21 protein-coding genes are annotated in these 19014 nt (G+C 39.4%); 17 read left to right on the top strand and 4 right to left on the bottom strand.

The window, feature by feature from the left end; translation table 11 throughout:
- Window positions 1–15: 15 nt before the first annotated feature.
- The 17 genes from guaB (at window position 16) to JKP71_RS03015 (ending at window position 14410) form a co-directional block, all read left to right on the top strand.
- Window positions 16–1497: an IMP dehydrogenase gene (gene guaB, locus JKP71_RS02935; RefSeq protein WP_075525204.1), complete on the top strand. Its 1482-nt coding sequence runs from the start codon at window positions 16–18 to the stop codon at window positions 1495–1497.
- A 204-nt stretch (window positions 1498–1701) separates the two neighbouring features.
- Complete coding sequence (gene yqeH / locus JKP71_RS02940) at window positions 1702–2799, top strand: ribosome biogenesis GTPase YqeH (RefSeq protein ID WP_200407118.1); 1098 nt, start codon at window positions 1702–1704, stop codon at window positions 2797–2799.
- A 38-nt stretch (window positions 2800–2837) separates the two neighbouring features.
- Window positions 2838–3473: an RpiB/LacA/LacB family sugar-phosphate isomerase gene (locus JKP71_RS02945; protein WP_200406983.1), complete on the top strand. Its 636-nt coding sequence runs from the start codon at window positions 2838–2840 to the stop codon at window positions 3471–3473.
- A gap of 133 nt (window positions 3474–3606) precedes the next feature.
- Window positions 3607–4851, top strand: coding sequence for a GTPase HflX (hflX, locus tag JKP71_RS02950; RefSeq protein WP_200406984.1), 1245 nt, complete (start codon window positions 3607–3609; stop codon window positions 4849–4851).
- Between the two features lie 27 nt (window positions 4852–4878).
- The gene (yhbY, locus tag JKP71_RS02955; RefSeq protein WP_200406985.1) at window positions 4879–5193 is read left to right on the top strand and encodes a ribosome assembly RNA-binding protein YhbY; all 315 of its coding nucleotides are present in this window, start codon (window positions 4879–4881) and stop codon (window positions 5191–5193) included.
- Window positions 5194–5234: 41 nt separating this feature from the next.
- On the top strand, window positions 5235–5834 hold the full coding sequence (locus JKP71_RS02960; protein WP_075525208.1) for a nicotinate-nucleotide adenylyltransferase: 600 nt from the start codon (window positions 5235–5237) through the stop codon (window positions 5832–5834).
- Complete coding sequence (gene yqeK / locus JKP71_RS02965; protein ID WP_075525209.1) at window positions 5827–6417, top strand: bis(5'-nucleosyl)-tetraphosphatase (symmetrical) YqeK; 591 nt, start codon at window positions 5827–5829, stop codon at window positions 6415–6417. Before JKP71_RS02960 ends, yqeK begins: the two co-directional genes overlap by 8 nt.
- Before the next feature lie 40 nt (window positions 6418–6457).
- The gene (locus tag JKP71_RS02970) at window positions 6458–6883 is read left to right on the top strand and encodes a GNAT family N-acetyltransferase (protein ID WP_200406986.1); all 426 of its coding nucleotides are present in this window, start codon (window positions 6458–6460) and stop codon (window positions 6881–6883) included.
- A 166-nt stretch (window positions 6884–7049) separates the two neighbouring features.
- A complete protein-coding gene (rsfS, locus tag JKP71_RS02975; protein WP_075525211.1) occupies window positions 7050–7409 on the top strand; it encodes a ribosome silencing factor in 360 nt (119 codons plus the stop codon).
- A gap of 89 nt (window positions 7410–7498) precedes the next feature.
- Entirely contained in the window at window positions 7499–8233 is a 735-nt protein-coding gene (locus JKP71_RS02980; protein ID WP_200406987.1) for a class I SAM-dependent DNA methyltransferase, read from the top strand.
- Window positions 8234–8327: 94 nt separating this feature from the next.
- Window positions 8328–9443: a nucleotidyltransferase gene (locus JKP71_RS02985; RefSeq protein WP_200406988.1), complete on the top strand. Its 1116-nt coding sequence runs from the start codon at window positions 8328–8330 to the stop codon at window positions 9441–9443.
- 213 nt (window positions 9444–9656) lie between these two features.
- On the top strand, window positions 9657–10373 hold the full coding sequence (locus JKP71_RS02990; protein ID WP_075525214.1) for a YebC/PmpR family DNA-binding transcriptional regulator: 717 nt from the start codon (window positions 9657–9659) through the stop codon (window positions 10371–10373).
- Between the two features lie 91 nt (window positions 10374–10464).
- Window positions 10465–11115: a GyrI-like domain-containing protein gene (locus JKP71_RS02995; RefSeq protein WP_200406989.1), complete on the top strand. Its 651-nt coding sequence runs from the start codon at window positions 10465–10467 to the stop codon at window positions 11113–11115.
- Entirely contained in the window at window positions 11102–11761 is a 660-nt protein-coding gene (locus JKP71_RS03000) for a uracil-DNA glycosylase (protein ID WP_200406990.1), read from the top strand. The genes JKP71_RS02995 and JKP71_RS03000 overlap by 14 nt, the downstream gene beginning before the upstream one ends.
- Before the next feature lie 117 nt (window positions 11762–11878).
- On the top strand, window positions 11879–12055 hold the full coding sequence (gene rpsU / locus JKP71_RS03005; protein ID WP_075525234.1) for a 30S ribosomal protein S21: 177 nt from the start codon (window positions 11879–11881) through the stop codon (window positions 12053–12055).
- Between the two features lie 122 nt (window positions 12056–12177).
- Window positions 12178–12999 (top strand): HAD family hydrolase, encoded by an 822-nt coding sequence (locus JKP71_RS03010; protein WP_200406991.1) that lies wholly within the window; start codon window positions 12178–12180, stop codon window positions 12997–12999.
- Window positions 13000–13213: 214 nt separating this feature from the next.
- The gene (locus JKP71_RS03015; protein ID WP_200406992.1) at window positions 13214–14410 is read left to right on the top strand and encodes a phosphoglycerate kinase; all 1197 of its coding nucleotides are present in this window, start codon (window positions 13214–13216) and stop codon (window positions 14408–14410) included.
- 1224 nt (window positions 14411–15634) lie between these two features.
- On the opposite strand, the gene JKP71_RS03020 is transcribed toward JKP71_RS03015, so the two are convergent.
- From JKP71_RS03020 to JKP71_RS03035, 4 genes are all read right to left on the bottom strand, one after another.
- On the bottom strand, window positions 15635–15808 hold the full coding sequence (locus JKP71_RS03020) for a hypothetical protein (RefSeq protein WP_155724359.1): 174 nt from the start codon (window positions 15806–15808) through the stop codon (window positions 15635–15637).
- A 21-nt stretch (window positions 15809–15829) separates the two neighbouring features.
- Window positions 15830–16474, bottom strand: a complete 645-nt coding sequence (locus tag JKP71_RS03025) for a hypothetical protein (RefSeq protein WP_234446102.1) — start codon at window positions 16472–16474, stop codon at window positions 15830–15832.
- A gap of 115 nt (window positions 16475–16589) precedes the next feature.
- On the bottom strand, window positions 16590–17414 hold the full coding sequence (locus JKP71_RS03030; RefSeq protein ID WP_200406993.1) for an Rgg/GadR/MutR family transcriptional regulator: 825 nt from the start codon (window positions 17412–17414) through the stop codon (window positions 16590–16592).
- A gap of 93 nt (window positions 17415–17507) precedes the next feature.
- Window positions 17508–18887 carry a C69 family dipeptidase gene (locus JKP71_RS03035; RefSeq protein WP_200406994.1) on the bottom strand — a complete coding sequence of 460 codons (1380 nt, stop codon included), beginning with the start codon at window positions 18885–18887 and terminating at the stop codon, window positions 17508–17510.
- Window positions 18888–19014 lie beyond the last annotated feature (127 nt).

Below are 19014 nucleotides of genomic sequence, written 5' to 3' on the forward strand. Positions count from 1 at the left end.
GGAGGAATAATTTCGATGTCAAACTGGGAAACTAAGTTTTTGAAAAAAGGATTTACTTTTGATGATGTGTTGCTGATTCCAGCAGAATCTCATGTGTTGCCAAACGAGGTGAGTATGAAAACGAAATTGGCAAAAAATTTGACATTGAATGTTCCGATTATCTCGGCTGCAATGGATACTGTTACTGACTCAAAAATGGCTATTGCGATGGCGCGCCAAGGTGGTCTAGGTGTTGTCCATAAAAATATGTCTATTGAACAACAGGCGGAAGAAATTCACAAAGTCAAACGTTCTGAGTCTGGCGTTATTACAGATCCTTTTTTCTTGACACCAGAACACAAAATTGAAGAAGCAGAAAATTTGATGGCAACTTACCGTATTTCTGGTGTACCAATTGTGGATACACTTGAAAATCGTAAATTGGTAGGAATTATTACAAATCGTGATTTGCGTTTTATTACAGATTATAATCAACAAATCAAAAACATGATGACTGCTGAAAATTTGATTACGGCACCTGTTGGGACTACACTAGACACCGCTGCTCAAATCTTGCAAGAACATAAAATCGAAAAATTGCCTTTGGTGGATGAAGAAGGTAAGTTAGCTGGTTTGATTACCATTAAAGATATTGAACGTGTGATTGAATTTCCAAATGCGGCGAAAGATGAACAAGGGCGTCTTTTAGTGGCTGGTGCGGTAGGTGTTTCTTCTGATACATTTGAACGTGCAGAAGCTTTGTTCGCTGCTGGCGCTGATGCGATTGTCATTGATACGGCTCATGGGCATTCCGCTGGTGTTTTACGTAAGATCCGTGAAATCCGTGATCATTTCCCAGACCGGACGTTGATTGCTGGTAATATTGCTACTGGTGAGGGTGCGCGTGCTTTGTTTGAAGCTGGTGTTGATGTGGTTAAAGTTGGGATCGGTCCTGGTTCTATCTGTACGACTCGTGTTGTTGCTGGTGTAGGTGTTCCGCAAATTACAGCCATTTATGATGCAGCAAATGTGGCGCGTGAGTTTGGTAAAACAATCATCGCTGATGGTGGGATCAAATATTCTGGTGATATTGTTAAGGCGCTTGCTGCTGGTGGAGATGCAGTTATGCTTGGTTCAATGCTTGCAGGTACTGACGAATCTCCTGGTGAATTTGAAATCTTCCAAGGTCGTAAGTTTAAAACTTACCGTGGAATGGGTAGCTTAGCAGCAATGAAAAAAGGGTCTAAAGACCGTTATTTCCAAGGGGCTGTTAATGAAGCTAATAAACTTGTTCCAGAAGGTATTGAAGGACGCGTGGCTTATAAAGGAAGCGCAACAGACATTATTTTCCAAATGTTGGGTGGTTTGAAGGCTGGTATGGGTTATACAGGTGCTGCAGATATTTTAGCTTTGCACGAATCTGCTCAATTTATTGAAATGTCTGGAGCTGGTTTGAAAGAATCTCATCCGCATGATGTACAAATCACGAAAGAAGCACCCAACTATTCTGTACATTAAGTTTTTTGTAGGGTAAACTACTAGATAAAAATAAGTGTGAATAAAAGAAAAAGTGAGTGAACAGATGGTTCGGCTCACTTTTTTTTATTAAAGTTACTGATAGGGCTGTCAGTAAGAAAATAAAGGGTTTTAAGGCAGAAAATACCCTCAAAATTACTAGCGAAATGTGGTATAATAAGCAATATGATTGAAAACGAAAATACGATGGAAGATTTGTACTGTATTGGGTGTGGTGCAAAAATTCAAACTGAGGATAAAAATGCACTTGGCTTTTTGCCTGCGGGTGCTTTGAAGAAAAAAATTGAGAACGATGAGGATTTATACTGTCAGCGTTGTTTCCGCTTGCGCCATTATAATGAGATTGCACCGACAAGTTTGACGGATGCAGATTTTTTGCGTTTACTTAAAGAAATTGGTCAACATGATGCTTTGATTGTCAATGTGGTTGATATTTTTGACTTTAATGGCTCTTTGATTCCTAACCTTCATAAATTGACTGGTGGAAATGATTTGCTCATGGTTGCCAATAAACGTGATGTTTTGCCAAAATCACTAAAAGTTGGGAAATTAACTGCTTGGTTGAGAGAACAAGCAGGCGCGCGGGGGCTTAAACCTAAAGATATTTTAGTGACTTCAGCTCAAAATAAAGATGATGTGGCTGAGTTGATGGAAGCCATTGAACATTATCGACATGGTCGTGATGTCTATGTGGTTGGTGTCACGAATGTTGGGAAATCAACTTTGATTAATGCGATTATTAAATCAGCCTCAGGTTCTGAGGATGTGATTACAACTTCACGTTTCCCTGGGACAACTCTTGATAAGATTGAAATTCCGCTTGATGAAGATTCGGCATTGATTGACACACCGGGGATTATTCACCGTGGGCAAATGGCTCATTATTTGGAACCAGAAGATTTGAAATATGTGTCACCGCGTAAAGAAATTAAGCCGAAAACTTATCAGCTCAACCCTGAACAAACCTTGTTCTTTGGTGGTTTGACACGTTTTGATTTTATAAGTGGCGAACGTCAAGGAATGACAGCTTATTTTGACAATGAAATTAAGGTTCATCGGACGAAACTTGCAGGTGCGACTGAATTTTATGAAAAGCATAAAGGAGAACTTTTGGCTCCTGCTTTGGTTGGTGCCAAATTGGTTCGTCGTGAGTTTAAAATTACTGACAAGTCGGACATTGTCTTTTCTGGTCTTGGCTGGGTTCGGGTGCCACAAAAAGCAGTTGTTGCCGCTTGGGTGCCAAAAGGTGTGGATGTAGTTGTGCGTAAGGCTTTGATTGGGTAAAACGGTTATCTGGCTAAGAAGAAAAGGGTGGAAGTTTGATGAAAATTGCAGTAATTCAAGCCAGTACTCAAATTGGTCGAAATGAAGTTTTGTTTGAAGAAACAAAGCGTGCAACGGCACATCTGAATGCAGAAGTTCTTAATTTTGGTGTAAGTGAAAATGAAGAAAAATTTTCTTATGTTCAAATTGCACTTTGTGTTGGGCTTTTGCTTAACTCTGGTGCGGTTGATTTCGTTGTAACGGGCTGTTCGTCGGGAAATGGGATGAACATTGCAGCCAACGCTTTGCCCAATGTGATTTCTGGCTATTTACCAACGCCTACAGATGCTTACCTTTTCGGACGAATTAATCAGGGGAATTGTGCTTCTTTGCCACTTGGTTTGAATTTTGGTTGGGCGGGCGAAGTGAATCTGAGATTTACTTTAGAGAAATTGTTTGAAGAACCTATGAATGTTGGTTATCCAAAAGAATCGGCAGAACGCAAACAAGCGGATGCTCTGAAACTAAAAGAAATCAAAGAATTAGCTCAAACAGATATGATAAGCGTGTTGACAGGCTTGTCAGTAGAATTTATTCAACCGATTTTAGAAAAAAGTGATTTGCTAGACTATATTTTCAAATATGGAACCAACCCTGAATTGATAGCATTTCTAAAAGCTTTTAAAAATTACTGACAGCTCTATCAGTAAATGCTCAAGTCAAAAGGATTGTGACAACTCAATAAATAAATGAGCAGAGTTTGGCTCCATAACAATTTTAGTCTAAACTCAGCTGACAAAAATAAAAAAGGAAAATTTTACTAAAAATTTGATAGATTTAGAAGAAAAACAAGAAAGAGTTCTCCTTGCTGGAGTGGAAACAGCTGAAAATTTTCAGGCTTTTGAGTCATCAATGATTGAACTTGCTGAACTGACAAAAACAGCTGGCGGCTTGGTTATTGACCAATTCACTCAAAAAAGAGAACGTCCAGATAGTCGGACAATGATTGGTTCTGGAAAATTAGAACAAATACGTTGGGCGATTGAAGTGGGTGAAATTGATACGGTTATTTTCAATGATCGCTTATCACCAAGGCAAAATGTCAATTTAGAAGAAGCTTTGGGTGTCAAAGTCATCGATAGAATGCAATTGATTTTGGATATTTTTGCGATGCGTGCGCGCTCGCATGAAGGAATGCTTCAAGTTGAAGAAGCCCAGCTCAATTATCTTTTGCCTCGTTTGGTGGGACAAGGGATTATGCTCAGCCGTCAAGGTGGGGGAATTGGTTCTAAAGGGCCAGGTGAAACCAAGCTTGAAACAGATCGACGTTATATTCGCACTCGAATTGAAAACATTGATAAAGCCCTCAAAAAAGTTGAAAAAACAAGGGAAAATATTCGCCAAAAACGCTCAAAATCAGGAATTTTTCGGATTGGCTTAATTGGTTACACCAATGCCGGGAAATCCAGTATTATGAATGCTTTAGTTGGGCTTGATAAAGAACAATATGAGCAAAATGAACTTTTTGCGACTTTGGATGCCACAACAAAAGCAGTTAAATTGGTTGAAGACTTTACGGTGTCACTGACCGATACGGTCGGTTTTATCCAAAACCTGCCAACAGAGCTGATTAAGGCTTTTAAATCAACACTAGAAGAATCAGCTAATGTTGATTTACTGATTCATGTTGTGGATGCCAGCAACCCTCATCACGAAATCCATGAACAAACAGTTTTAAAAATCATGGAAGATTTGAAGCTTACCAATATTCCTGTGCTGAATGTTTATAATAAGATGGATTTGGTTAAGGAGGATTTTGTGCCTACCTTAGCCCCTGCTGTCCAACTTTCTATCAAATCTGAGGGTGGCGTGCAATGGCTGAAAACAGCTATTTTGGAAAAAATTCATGACCTTTTTGAACCCTTTGAAATAGAAATGGCTTATGAGAAAGCCTATCAATTACCTGAACTAAGAAAAATTGCCTTGGTCCAATCCGTAGTTGAAGGGGAAGAAGGGTATCAGATTAAAGGCTTGATTGCACCAGAATTGAGTTGGAAATTGAATGAGTATTAAAATTAAAATATAGAACGGAAAACACAAATGGAATTAAATGGAAAACAAAAACGTTACCTTCGTAGCTTAGCAGTTAATATCAAACCAATTGTCCAAATTGGTAAAGGGGGCTTGTCCAATGAGATTTTGACGAGCATTCGCTCTGCTTGCGATGCACGTGAGTTAATCAAAGTTAATATTTTACAAAACTCGGATGAAACAGCAACAGATGTCGCAGAAGCAATTGAAGAAATGGGACTTGATGTGGTGCAGATTATCGGACGTAACGTCATTGTCTTTAAAGTGTCTGAACGCAAAGAAAATCGCAAAATCTCAATGGATGTAAAAAACTTGATCAAATAACATAAAAGATAAAAATAATCATAAATGGTGTAGGTGAATGAATGGCAATAGATCTTTTGACGCCTTTTACGAAGGTTAAATTAAAAACAGAAGAAGCGAAAAAACGACGCGCAATCGGTCTTTTTTGGGGGAACTTTAACCCCGTCCATATTGGACACTTGACCATAGCAGACCAGGTTCGTCAAGCGCTCCATCTTGAAAAAGTCGTTTTTTTGCCAGAGCATAATACAGACGGTCATGTGGCAGCCATGTTAACGGCAGCTCTTGAAGGTCACCCAGGACTTGAAGTAGATGCTTGTCGCCTCAAAGCAAAAAATAGCGAAGGAATTTATCAGACTGTCCGTGAGCTTCATGAGGAAAACCCTGATTGTGATTTTTATTTCATTATTGGGGGAGACATGATTTCAGGCTTGGCGCATTGGGCGCATATAGATGAACTCTTGGAGCTGGTTCAGCTGGTTGGGGTACGTCGCCCCCGCTATCGTGCGGGGACATCTTATCCTATTCTCTGGGTGGATGTGCCGATAATGGATATTTCGGGTAATTTAATTCGGGAGCAATTGCATCAGGGTTATGTCCCCAATTTTTTACTGGCACCAAAAGTTTTAGATTATATTTTGAAAGAAGGCTTGTATGTTTGAGTTTTATCCGGAAGTGAATTTGTCACGTGAAGAGTTGTTAAAGCAAATAGCTGCTGCTGTGAAACCTTCGCGTTTTCAGCACATGCTTGGTGTGGAAAAGGCTGCGATTGCTTTAGCTAAAAAATACGGGGTTGATCCACATAAGGCAAGTTTGGCTGGGCTTTTACATGATTACTGCAAAGAAGTGGACGATGAAACATTCCTTGCTTTGATTGATAAGTACGACTTAGATACAGATCTGAAAAACTGGGATAATAATATCTGGCATGGAAAAGTTGGCATTTACAAAATGATGGAAGACTTTGGTCTAAAAGATCCTGAAATTTTGCGAGCAATCGAGATTCACACGGTCGGAGATCGTGTCATGTCACCACTTGCTAAAGTGTTGTATGTAGCTGATTACATTGAAGAAGGTCGTGTTTTTCCAGGGGTGATCGAAGCTCGAGCTGTTGCTAAGCAAGATTTGAATCAAGCGGTGGCTTTTGAAACGATGCGACTTGTTAACTATCTGGCGGAGCAACGTTTGACAATCTATCCGCAAACGTTGGAAGCTTACAATACTTTTATTGGTTATTTGAGGTAATTTTTGCTGATCGCTTGGTCAGTAAGAAGGAGATATCAGGATGATTAGACGAGCAAAGCAATCTGATAGTGCGGCAATTACCGCTTTGTCAGCCGTATTAGGTTATGTTATCAGTGAAGCAGATGTGATCAAAAATCTTACACGACTGTTGCCAGATCGCTCCCATGAATTTTTCGTGTATGAAAAGGAAAATCAAGTTTTAGGATTTATCGAAGCGGAAACCTATGAGGCGGTGTACTCACCGGAAGTGATGTTAAATGTTTTAGGACTTGTGGTGAGCGAAGCCGTGCAAGGACAAGGGATTGGCGGGCATTTGTTGCAAGCACTTGAAGAACGGGCGCGCGAGCGAAACATTCAGGCAATCCGCTTAAACTCAGGTGTACAACGCCATGCGGCCCACCATTTTTACGAGCAGCACGGTTACACCAGCAATCATTCACAAAAGCGTTTCATAAAGATGCTCTAAAAAAGTGCAGGCTATTTTTGGTTGCTTGGTTTTTTTATGTTAAAATAAGAGGTCTAGGTCTGACACACCCTTGCGAGGTGGGTGGATTTAGTGGAAAAGAAAAGCAAGTCGCTTCGGGCGACAGTGTAGAAATAAAATGAGGCTCGTAAAGGGCTTGGAGGAAAATTTGGATTCAAAAAAATTATTAGAAGTGGTTGTTAAAGCAGCCGATGACAAAAAAGCTTTAGATATTGTGGCACTTGATATGAATGAAGTTTCAGGTATCGCGGATTATTTTGTAATTATGGAAGCAATGAATAGCCGTCAACTCGATGCTATCGCAGATAACATTGCAGAACAAGTTGAATTAGCTGGCGTGCAAGCTGCTGGACATATTGAAGGTGATGCTCGAACAGGTTGGGTCTTACTCGATCTTGGTGACATTGTGGTCAGTGTCTTTGGTCATGATGAACGTGCTCATTATAACTTAGAAAAACTCTGGTCAGATGCGCCATTGGTAGATGTTTCACAATATATCGCAGACTAATTGTACTGATGACCTTGTCAGTGTGTTTAAAACTAATTTTTTTACTGACAGGTTCGTCAGTAATTTTTTAAAAGGGGAAATGAGGAGAAATGGCCTTTTACGAAGATTTTTCACGGGTCTATGATCAGGTCATGGATCAGGAATTGTATGATGACTGGTTAGCTTTTACAAAACGGCATTTGCCAGCTTCAACTCAATCGATTTTTGAGTTAGCTTGTGGCTCAGGAGCTCTATCGGTCCGCCTGGCTCAAGAGGGTTATCAGGTGACAGGACTTGATATTTCACAAGAGATGCTCACTTTAGCTAGTCAGAAAGCTCGCCAAGCGGGAGTTAAGATTACCTTTAAAGCGGGAGATATGCGTGAATTGTCAGGGCTTGGTAAATTTGACGCCGTAACTTGTTATTCTGACTCGCTTTGTTATCTTGAAAACCTCGAAGAATTGCAAGCTACTTTTGATGGCGTCTCCGATTTGCTAGCTGATGGGGGAACTTTTATCTTTGATGTGCATTCACTGCATCAAATCGATGAAGTTTTCCCCAATTATTCTTACCATGAAAATGCGGAAGACTTTGCTTTTTTATGGGACTCTTTTGAGGGGGATGTGCCTCATTCAATCGTGCATGAGTTGAGCTTTTTCATTCAAGGTGAGGACGGTCGTTTCACACGCAAAGACGAGGTGCATGAGGAGCGGACTTATCCGTTAGAAGACTATTTAAGTCGCTTGGCGGCAGCTGGTTTTACTCAGGCTGTAGTTTGTGCTGATTTTACGGACGAAGCGCCCCAAGAAGATGCGAAGCGTTGGTTTTTTGTCTGTAAAAAATAACAAAATTACTGACAAGTGCATCAGTCGGACCACGAGTGCTGTCCTTAATAAAAATATTTCTGTCAGCTCTGACAGATTTTTTTAGAGGTAAAAAATGACTAAAATCACGGGAATTATCGCAGAATTTAACCCTTTTCACAAAGGGCATGAATACTTACTAAAGCAAGCAACAGGCCTTAAAATTGTGGCTATGTCAGGTAATTGGATGCAGCGTGGTGAACCCGCTATTTTTGACAAATGGACACGTGCAGAAATGGCCCTGCAATGTGGAGCAGATTTGGTGGTGGAACTGCCCGTTACCGTTTCCGTACAGGCAGCCGATTTTTTTGCCGCCGGTGCGGTGGAAATCCTTTCCCAATTGGGGATTAATCAGCTTAGCTTTGGCTCAGAGACTTTAGTAGATTACAATGAAATTGCGCAAAGTTATGCTCACCATCAAAAAGAGATGGAGGCTTATCTACAGTCCTTACCAGAGGAGCTCTCCTACCCTGAAAAAACTCAGCAAATGTGGGGAAAGTTTACCTCCTTAAGTTTCAGTGGACAAACGCCTAATCATGTGCTGGCACTCGCTTATGCGAAAGCTGTGGCAGGAAGAGGAATAGAACTAGTGGCCGTTCAAAGAGAAGGAAATTTCCATTCTTTAGATTTAGATGAAGGATTTGCTAGCGCCACTGCATTACGTCAGCAAATTTTGGGACTGACGGAGCTGTCAGCTCTTAAAAAATACGTGCCGGCTCAAATTCTTCACAACTATGACAAGCCCACGACTTCATGGGAACATTATTTTGCTTTTTTGCAATATAAAATCATTTCCAATTCAGCTTATCTTGAGGAGATTTTCCAACTTAACCAAGAACTTGCGGTCCGCCTTCAAAGAGCTGTCAAAAAAGCGCATAACTTTACAGAATTGGTTGAGCTTGTCCACACTAAACGCTATACTAAAGCGCGTGTGCGTCGTCTTCTTACCTACATTTTGTTGGATATTCCACGCGATTTTGAAACACCACAAGGCATTCATGTCTTGGGATTCAGTGCAGCTGGTCAAAAACTCTTAGGACAACATAAAGCGCAGATGATTAGTAAGATTGGTCAAAAACCTTGGGATCCTCTTACTCAAAAAGCAGATGAAATTTATCAGCTGGGAAATCCAGAAGCCGGCGAACAAAATTATGGACGCAGACCCATCATTTTTCCTTCGCCAGTGAAATAAAACCAGTTTAAAAGACTTGGTCTCTTTAGTCAGATCCCGTAACTTGATAGACTTTCGGCGGAAAAACTTTACCGAAGTTAGGCTTTTTGTGTTATAATATTATAGAAAAAATCACGACAGGAAACTCCTGCCTTACTCATAAAAAAATTTTCGAAAGGAACACCACATCATATCGTGGTGGGTCATGTTAGTCATGACTAAAGGTATCATCCAATGGGACGTAAATGGGCCAATATTGTTGCCAAAAAAACAGCTAAAGATGGCGCTACATCTAAAGTTTATGCAAAGTTTGGGGTAGAAATCTATGCAGCTGCCAAACAAGGCGAACCAGATCCAGAATCAAACTCTGCTTTAAAATTCGTTATTGAACGTGCAAAACAAGCGCAAGTGCCAAAACACGTTATTGATAAAGCAATCGATAAAGCTAAAGGTGGCGGTGACGAAACATTCGTTCAAGGACGCTATGAAGGATTTGGGCCAAATGGTTCAATGATTATTGCGGAAACATTGACTTCAAACGTTAATCGGACGATTGCCAATGTGCGCACGACTTTCCACAAAAATGGGGGAAATATTGGTGCTGCTGGTTCTGTCAGCTACATGTTTGACAATACAGGAGTAATCGTTTTTGCTGGTACGGATCCTGATGCAATTTTTGAAATTTTACTTGATGCCGAAGTTGATGTTCGTGATGTCACAGAGGAAGAAGGAAACATTGTTGTCTATACAGAACCAACAGACCTTCACAAAGGGATTGAAGCACTCAAAGCTGCAGGAATTACAGAATTTTCAACGACTGAATTAGAATTAATCCCTCAATCAGAAGTTGAACTTTCTGACGAAGATCTTGAAGTTTTCGAAGGGCTCGTTGATGCGCTCGAAGACGATGATGATGTGCAAAAAGTTTACCACAATGTGGCTAATCTCTGATTTTAAAGAACTGCCCTTTTTAAGGCAGTTTTTTTGTTAGAAATACTTGGCAAACATTTTAAACAAAAGAGACTTTTGCTATAATAAAATCATGATAATGAAGAAACTGGATTTAAAAAAATTAGAAAAATCATATTATTATCCAAAAGACTTGGAAGTGATTAAGTTTTCAAGTAGGAACTACATCCTAGTAGCCGGGAATGGAGCACCTAGTGAGCCAGCTTTTCAACAAGCGATAGGCGCGCTCTATTGCGTTGCTTATATGATTTCGATGTCCTACCGAAATCCTGAGTTTACTATTTCGCATTTTGAACCATTTGTTGTGCCCCCGCTTGAAGGCTTATGGACTAGTCAGAATGCACCAATAGAAGGTCGGGTGAAAAAAGAGGAGTTGATTTGGCAACTGATGATACGTATGCCAGATTTTGTGACAGCAGAAGTTGTCCAAACTGCTAAAAAGCTTGTTTTTGAAAAGAAAAAGCAGGATGTTTCTGGCGTTCGATTTGTGGCAATGGCAGATGGTTTGTGCCTCCAAACCATACATCAGGGGACTTATGATAATGAAGGCAAGACTTTTGCCAAAATGGAAGCATTCGCCAAACAAAATGGCTTGACCCCTGTTCATAAAGCCTTTCACCATCGCGAGATTTACTTGAGTGATTTTAGAAAAACAGCACCAGAGCGATTAAAAACAGTTCTGCGTTTATTTGTGAATGAAGAGAGAGAAGATGAAAAAAACTGATTGGTCGAAACCTTTACGTGAGCGATTACCTGAAGATTATTTTCCTAAGATGCTCCAATTTATTAATGAAACTTATCAGCAGGGAAAAATCTATCCCGCTGAGGATCAGATTTTTCGCGCCATTGAGCTGACAGCTCTGTCAGACACAAAGGTAATCATTGTGGGACAAGATCCTTATCCACAGCCAGGCAAAGCGCAAGGTTTGGCTTTTTCTTATCCTACTTCTTTTAAGGTTAATCGACCAGACTCGATTGTCAATATCCAAAAAGAGTTGTTAAGTGAAGGCTTTGAGAAAAAAGAGAGTGATTTGACTGCTTGGGCTCAACAAGGCGTCCTGCTGTTAAACGCCGTATTGACGGTTCCCGAGTTTGCTTCGAATGCTCATGCAGGTAAAATATGGGAACCATTGACAGACGAAATTATCAAGATTGCCTCAGATGATGAGCGACCAAAAGTTTTCATTCTTTGGGGCGGTTTTGCTAGAAAGAAAGCCAAACTCATTGACGGAAGCAAGCATCTTATCCTAGAAGCTGCTCACCCCTCACCGCTTTCAGCTAATCGAGGATTCTTTGGCTCGCAGCCTTTTTCAAAGGCAAATGAATTTTTGATTAAAAGTGGGCAAACTCCAATTGATTGGAGTAAGTAAAAGCACTTATCAGCTGATCAGCAGGCACCACGAGTTGACAAAAGTGGTCTAAATTTGCTATACTTGGAAAGTCGTGTGAAAGACCACGAAATCAGAAACGGAAATGGGGTGAAATCTATGTCTAAAACTGTTGTACGTAAAAATGAATCGCTTGACGACGCACTCCGCCGCTTCAAACGTTCAGTAACAAAAGCCGGAACACTTCAAGAACTCCGCAAACGCGAACACTACGAAAAACCTTCTGTAAAACGCAAACGCAAATCAGAAGCTGCTCGTAAACGTAAAAAATACTAATAAGCATTTTAATCACTGACCCAACCGTCAGTGATTTTTTTATTGTCATCAGAGACAAAGTAGCCGAGGCTTTTGCTTTTATTCGCTATTATTTTTGTTAAAATAAAGAAAAGGGGGTTAAGATGGAGAGCATTGAACATGTATTTACAGATTTAGATGGGACGTTACTGAATGATGCAGGAGAAATCACAGCCTATACACAAGCAGTACTCAAAAACTGTCCTCTTCCTATTAGTTTGGTTTCGGCTCGTAGTCCGCAGGCCATGCAACCACTTATCGCTCAGCTAGATTTAAAAGCAGAGCAAGTGGCTTTTAATGGTGCCTTGATTTTTGATGAGAAGGGCCTTTTAAAAAAATTTTCCCTGCCTCTCTCTCTTACTGACCGTCTGGTCAGAGAAATTAAAAATCGCTACCCACAGGTTAATCTCAGCTATTTTACGGCGCAAGACTGGTATATTGAGCAGATGGATGAGCGCATTGTACAAGAAATGCAATTTACACCTCAGATTCCTAAGAAGGTAGACCTCTTAGCGCATTTACAAGACTTGGCTAAAAATAATGAGACTGAAGAAATTTTTAAGCTCTTGCTTATTCTCCCCGATGACTCCCATTTAGAGGAAGTAAAACAAGACCTTGAAGTGTTGAATTTCACAGAAATAGTCATTCAAAAAACTTGGACTTCTTATCTGGAGATCACGCTTAAATCTGCCCAAAAATCTAAGGCAATAGCTTGGATTGCACAGCAAAAGGGATTAAAAAATACAGCCTTAGCTGCTTTTGGCGATAATGAAAATGATTTGTCCATGTTAAGAAGCGTTGGACTGCCTATTGCTGTCGCGAATGCCAGCCTTGCCGTGAAAAAAGTGAGCCATTATATGACGAGCAGTAATAATGAGGAGGGGGTCGCAAAAGGCCTTCAAAAATATATTTTGCGTGAAACCTAACCTAAAAAGTTACTGATGGGTCTGTCAGTAACTTTTCCTTTGCTCTGGTGGATCATCAACATGCCTTTTATAAGTAACCCTTTACAAAAAGAAAGTAAAATTCTTAAAACCAAAATGCCTGAATTTGTGATATAATTAACCTATCAATTTGAAGTGGAGAAAGGTGATGCTTTCTTCATCTCATCAAAAATATCTTAAAGGAGAATTTTTCCAAATGGCAAAATTGACTGTAAAAGACGTTGAACTTAAAGGTAAAAAAGTCCTCGTACGTGTGGACTTCAATGTCCCTCTTAAAGACGGCGTGATTACTAATGATAACCGGATCACTGCTGCGCTTCCAACAATTAAATACATCCTTGAACAAGGTGGACGTGCTGTCCTCTTCTCTCACTTGGGACGTGTTAAAGAAGAAGCTGACAAAGCTGGTAAATCACTTGCACCAGTAGCGAAAGCTCTTTCTGAAAAATTGGGTCAAGATGTTGTTTTCCCAGGAACTACTCGTGGAGCAGAACTTGAAGCAGCAATCAACGAACTTAAAGATGGAGAAATCTTGCTCGTTGAAAACACTCGTTTTGAAGACGTTGATGGTAAAAAAGAATCTAAAAACGATCCAGAACTTGGTAAATACTGGGCTTCACTTGGTGACGGCATCTTCGTTAATGATGCATTTGGTACAGCTCACCGTGCTCACGCATCAAACGTTGGTATCTCAGCAAACGTTGATAAAGCTGTTGCTGGTTTCCTTCTTGAAAACGAAATTGCTTATATCCAAGAAGCAGTTGAAGCTCCAGAACGTCCATTCGTAGCCATCCTTGGTGGTTCAAAAGTTTCAGATAAAATCGGTGTTATCGAAAACCTTCTTTCAAAAGCTGATAAAGTTATCATCGGTGGGGGGATGGCTTACACATTCTTGAAAGCCCAAGGTTACGAAATCGGAACTTCACTTGTTGAAGATGACAAACTTGACCTTGCTAAAGAATTGCTTGAAAAAGCAGCAGGCAAACTCATCTTGCCAGTAGACCACAAAGTGGCTAACGCCTTTGCTGGTTACACAGAAGTTAAAGAAACTGCTGACCAAAATATTCCTGCAGGCTTCATGGGACTTGACGTAGCAAGCAAAACAATTGCAGACTACAACACACAACTTGAAGGCGCTAAAACAGTTGTTTGGAATGGCCCAGTTGGTGTATTTGAAAACCCAGACTTCCAAGCAGGTACTGTTGGATTGATGGAAGCTATCGTTAAACAACCAGGTGTTAAATCAATCATCGGTGGTGGAGACTCAGCAGCAGCAGCAATCAACCTTGGTTATGCAGATAAATTCTCATGGATCTCAACTGGTGGTGGAGCTTCAATGGAACTCCTCGAAGGTAAAGTACTCCCAGGACTTGCAGCTTTGACTGAAAAATAAGAAATTTGGAAAAAAGTCCTTTAAGGGCTTTTTTTTAATTATTTTTTGCAACTCATTTTACTCGAGCTATTAAATCAACAACATAGAGGATGGGCAATGTAAAAAATATGAAAATTTAGTGAGTGAAACTCAAGGAAAACATCTTATTGTTAAATGTAAATATGCATAAAAAGTCATGAGTTGAACGACCCATTCAGCAATGGATTGGTCCAATATTTTTTGAATAAATTCATCTGATTTTCTCTCTGGAATTTTCTCTCCCAAGTAATTAACTAGGAATATGATAGCCACCCAACGGATGAAAAGGAGATGCTCTTCGAGCATTTATAAAAAGACCCAGAAGGGTCTTTTTATGTTACCTAAAAATATTTCTACTTAAACCGTACAATACAATCACTATCAGAAAATATGCTATTGTCCATATCGACAACAGTTTCGGACTTTTTTCAATTAATATTCTCAAAGGGATCATCGCTATGAATGCAGGGATAAGGATTCTGAGTAATTCTTTTTTCATGAGTTTACTTTTTCCCTTTCTTAAAAACGTAAGCAATCATAATAACAGTTACTAAAAGATATAAAATCCCCCACACCCAAAACAGTTCTGGAATTCCCTCTCTCAAGTAATTAAATACGAACATGATAGCCACCCAAAGGATGAAAAGGAACAGATATTTTTTTTTGCATTAGAAGCTCCTCCTCTATACCGTTTTCCATTGAGCTGCCCCTGTGGAAGGATTATGGCGGTAGTAAATCCCCATCCAGCCATTTTAGGTCTTTTTATTATTTAAAAACTTTTTTACTCAAACCATATAACACAAGCACTATCAGAAAATATCCTACTGTCCATACCCACAACAGCTTTGGACTTTTTTCGAGTAATATTCTTAAAGGAATCATCACTATGAATACGGGTATAAGGATTCTAAGTAATTCTTTTTACATCCTCTTCCCCCTCAAACCGTCTTCCATTGAGCTGGCGCTAAACAAACAATGGTCAGAAAAATATAGCTAGCATACCCTGTCTTAGGCGGAATTTCGTTATTCATGACTTCCCTCCTTTTTTTACAAAATCCGATACTAACCCCCAAACTGCAGTAACAAAGACTATGACTAACAGTACCTTTATAAGTAAGACGCCCAACTTTGAATAATCTGTAAAGAAAGTTAGGATGACTGCCAACATTAAGCCAACTGTCATTAACAATCTATAAACCTTTATTGTCATTTTCTATCCCGAACTGAATTGCTCGCTATACCAACGCCTATTATGATTACAAGAATTCCCATAACAGAACTAAAATAAATATTCCTCATAAAATCCTGAATAATCATAATCATTCCAAAAAGAGCAACAAGACTGCCACTAATCAGATAGCCATATTTTTTTTGATCCATTTTCAATTTTTCACCTAATTTCTACGGTGTAGTAACTGTATATGAAAGAGCTACAAATGGGATATTCACTCCAACATCAATACGCTTAATCCCATGAGTAATAGCATATTTAACAGATGCACCAACCCCGGCTGAAATTAAAGCTACTGCTCCAGCTGTTGCTGGCGTTGTTGCAAATACTTTTAAGTACCATCCAACATACCCTGTAACATAAGCTGCGACAGCCCAACTACTCATATTACGAGTCTTTGTGCCCAAATTAATATGCAATCCAACAAAGCCACGAGTACGAATAGGACTTGTTACAGTTGATGATGCATTATCAAGAATTGCTTGTGCATCAGCCTGTGATAATCCCAAATTCATTAAGTCACTAAGAGAAGCAGTAAAAGTTACATTTCCGGAACTATCTTTAGCATAGTAGTTTGCAATAGCATTAGCAACATCTTGTTGCTCTGAGTTTAATGTTGTAGTCGTTCCATCATCTGAGATTAATGTAGATAAAGAATCGTTTGATACAACAAAGTCTGATGGGAGAGATTCAACTGTCAAATTTGTTGGCGAATTAGTGTCAGTAATGTCATCCGCATTTGTAATAACTGGTGCAACTGTTGTAAGTAAAGTTGCTGAAGCCATAAGGCCTGCGATAATTTGTTTGGTTTTCATAAGAGATTTCCTCCTTTTTTATTTTGTTTTTATTTGGTAAGCCTATTATAATTTATTTGTCAGGGCAATCATCAAAAAAGTCGTTGCGATAGCGCAACGACTTTGTAACATAAGACTATTTCAAAAAATGTTCATTTCTAATCCTATAAAAATTTTTTAAGCGCTCCTGTCCTAAAAATTCAAAGACATTTAAACCTTTTTGTATCAGCGCTAATCCGGATTTCTTATCTCCAAAATAATAATCATAGAATCCTAGAGCCATCTGCCGAACATTATCAAGATAGAGGTCAATTCCAGCTCGATTACGCTTTTCTGTCAAAACCAAAATATCCTTAGCTAAGTCTTGCTCGCCTCTTGAACAAAGCAAGACTATGGCTCGATAAGCAATTTGTAAGATTCGACGGCGATAGCGAAAAATTCCATAATAATTTTTATTCTTTTGCTCAAAATCGACCATCAAATCTCGAATCGTTTCTGTATCAAGGTTATCCAGAACAAAAAAAGCAACGGACAATTCAAAATAGCCCCACACTTTAACCTTTTTCAAAAACTGCACAACTACCATAATCTCCGTTCGACTCAACTGCTCAAATCTGGCTTTAGCAGCTAAAGATAAATAGCCGTAACCTGATTCTTTAGCCTCCTGATATAAACTTCGAAGTTTCTTTTCATCTTGTGAAAAATCAGCTTCATCAATTTCAAACAAAAATTCTTCTTGAAAATCTGGAACAAAATTATTAATAACGAGTTCATACTCTGCTAAACTTACGTTCATTGACTGAAGCATTACATCTACTTTTTCAAAACTCATCATTGACTGGCCACGCTCAAAACGACTCAAATCAGCTTTATCTACGTTACACTTTGCAAAGAAAGAAAGTGGGAGTCCCTTTTGCTCTCTAATTAACCTAAATTTTTCACCATATCCTCTAAAATTCATATTGTCATCCTCGAAATATTATTAACATTATTATACATTAAAATATCGCAAGAAAAACTATTTTAACTTTTTGGAAATACTTATTGACTTTTTTTAATCATTAAAATCAAAGCGAAGTTTCATGTGATTGGAACCAGAAATAACCATTTTACCAAGAAGTTCAGTTTGAGCAGTCAGAGCAATCTGTGCAAGTTTTTCGTTCACTGCTTCAAGTGATTGGTCACTTCCTTTGTCGGTTTCGTTTTGTAAGGCTCTTAATTTTGCCATTGTGTTGAGGTCAAAATTGTCTCTTTTATCGACGTAGCCTTGGAAATTACTGTCTCCTAGAACAGCGGTCATCGTAGTCAGCCAATACATTATGGTTGGGTCAAAGTCGGCTTTTGTATCGCGATAACAAGGAGGCGTGTCTGCCACATGAGCATAAAATGGAACAAGGCTATTGAAACTGTTAGGTCCAAAAGCAAGCCAATGAATGCCAGCAAGCTCCTTGTCTACATTATCTCGAATTTGTAAAACATGAAGTTCCAAATTACGATTGAGTCCAATTGGTCGAATCAATTTTTGTTCTGCGGCGCTTGATGTTGTGCTGTATGGGTCATAAGCTGTATTTTCATAATGACTTGACATGACAAACTTAATTTCTTCAATGGAAATTTTGCGATTGGCATGGCAGATGAAAGGTAAATCTTGGTTAAATGGATCGTCATTTCCTGTGGTTTCTGGAGAAAAATAGTTTTGCACATACCAAGCGCGTGGATTGTTGTAGCGCGTGTCTTTAATAGTACTTGAACCAAAAATATGACGAAGGTTATAACCATCAAAGTCTGGATTAAGATGATTATTATCAATGAAGGCTTTCAAACCGCTAGAACAAAGAGTTTCCGAACTTTCAAAATCATACCAATCGATATTAAGACGATTAGGAGCAATAACATAAGCGTCGTCGGGGATACGCATAGCTGCCCATTGATGTCCACCTAGTGTTTCTAACCACCAAATTTCATCTTTATCAGAAAAAGCCATCCCATTTGATTCATAAGTTCCATATTTTTCTAAGAGTTGTCCCATCCGTTCAACACCTTCACGCGCACTCTGGATATAGGGAAGGGTAATTGTTGTGAAATCTTCTTCACCCAGTCCTGTTTCAACATAGGGGTCCAATCCCAAGATACGACTATTTGTCGTTGAGGTTTCTGTCGCAGTCATGGCAACATTCGCACTATTGATGCCAGCCGCTGCCCAAATCCCATAGGTTGAATCCGCGTCGGGTGTAGAAGTATAGGATAGGGGATTTTCTGGTAAGTCAAATTCACAAGCTGTGGCGACAGAGCGATAGTGCTTGGGTTGATTTTCAGGATTGATGACAACAAAACGTTGGGGATTAGGTTTATCTCCACCATCTTCGTTTCGTGCAATTAAAGTTGTGCCATCTAATGAGGCTTTTTTACCGACGAGCAATGTTGTACAGGCCATGATCTAGTTCCTCCGAATGTTGTTTTTCTCATTATACTATACCTAAAGTTATTTTCAAGCTGGAAAGTCTAAGCATTAGGGGGAGAGGTGACTCCTTGACGATATCGGAAACAACTTGCTATAATAA

This window comes from Lactococcus taiwanensis, assembly GCF_014905395.1.
Classification (GTDB): Bacteria; Bacillota; Bacilli; order Lactobacillales; family Streptococcaceae; genus Lactococcus; species Lactococcus taiwanensis.

Excerpts from the sequence above, each read along its gene's own strand:
- guaB (WP_075525204.1), top strand. The coding sequence starts at position 16 with ATGTCAAACTGGGAAACTAAGTTTTTGAAAAAAGGATTTACTTTTGAT.
- yqeH (WP_200407118.1), top strand. The coding sequence starts at position 1,702 with ATGGAAGATTTGTACTGTATTGGGTGTGGTGCAAAAATTCAAACTGAG.
- JKP71_RS02945 (WP_200406983.1), top strand. The coding sequence starts at position 2,838 with ATGAAAATTGCAGTAATTCAAGCCAGTACTCAAATTGGTCGAAATGAA.
- yhbY (WP_200406985.1), top strand. The coding sequence starts at position 4,879 with ATGGAATTAAATGGAAAACAAAAACGTTACCTTCGTAGCTTAGCAGTT.
- JKP71_RS02960 (WP_075525208.1), top strand. The coding sequence starts at position 5,235 with ATGGCAATAGATCTTTTGACGCCTTTTACGAAGGTTAAATTAAAAACA.
- yqeK (WP_075525209.1), top strand. The coding sequence starts at position 5,827 with ATGTTTGAGTTTTATCCGGAAGTGAATTTGTCACGTGAAGAGTTGTTA.
- JKP71_RS02970 (WP_200406986.1), top strand. The coding sequence starts at position 6,458 with ATGATTAGACGAGCAAAGCAATCTGATAGTGCGGCAATTACCGCTTTG.
- JKP71_RS02980 (WP_200406987.1), top strand. The coding sequence starts at position 7,499 with ATGGCCTTTTACGAAGATTTTTCACGGGTCTATGATCAGGTCATGGAT.
- JKP71_RS02985 (WP_200406988.1), top strand. The coding sequence starts at position 8,328 with ATGACTAAAATCACGGGAATTATCGCAGAATTTAACCCTTTTCACAAA.
- JKP71_RS02990 (WP_075525214.1), top strand. The coding sequence starts at position 9,657 with ATGGGACGTAAATGGGCCAATATTGTTGCCAAAAAAACAGCTAAAGAT.
- JKP71_RS02995 (WP_200406989.1), top strand. The coding sequence starts at position 10,465 with ATGATAATGAAGAAACTGGATTTAAAAAAATTAGAAAAATCATATTAT.
- JKP71_RS03000 (WP_200406990.1), top strand. The coding sequence starts at position 11,102 with ATGAAAAAAACTGATTGGTCGAAACCTTTACGTGAGCGATTACCTGAA.
- rpsU (WP_075525234.1), top strand. The coding sequence starts at position 11,879 with ATGTCTAAAACTGTTGTACGTAAAAATGAATCGCTTGACGACGCACTC.
- JKP71_RS03010 (WP_200406991.1), top strand. The coding sequence starts at position 12,178 with ATGGAGAGCATTGAACATGTATTTACAGATTTAGATGGGACGTTACTG.
- JKP71_RS03015 (WP_200406992.1), top strand. The coding sequence starts at position 13,214 with ATGGCAAAATTGACTGTAAAAGACGTTGAACTTAAAGGTAAAAAAGTC.
- JKP71_RS03020 (WP_155724359.1), bottom strand. The coding sequence starts at position 15,808 with ATGGATCAAAAAAAATATGGCTATCTGATTAGTGGCAGTCTTGTTGCT.
- JKP71_RS03025 (WP_234446102.1), bottom strand. The coding sequence starts at position 16,474 with ATGAAAACCAAACAAATTATCGCAGGCCTTATGGCTTCAGCAACTTTA.
- JKP71_RS03030 (WP_200406993.1), bottom strand. The coding sequence starts at position 17,414 with ATGAATTTTAGAGGATATGGTGAAAAATTTAGGTTAATTAGAGAGCAA.
- JKP71_RS03035 (WP_200406994.1), bottom strand. The coding sequence starts at position 18,887 with ATGGCCTGTACAACATTGCTCGTCGGTAAAAAAGCCTCATTAGATGGC.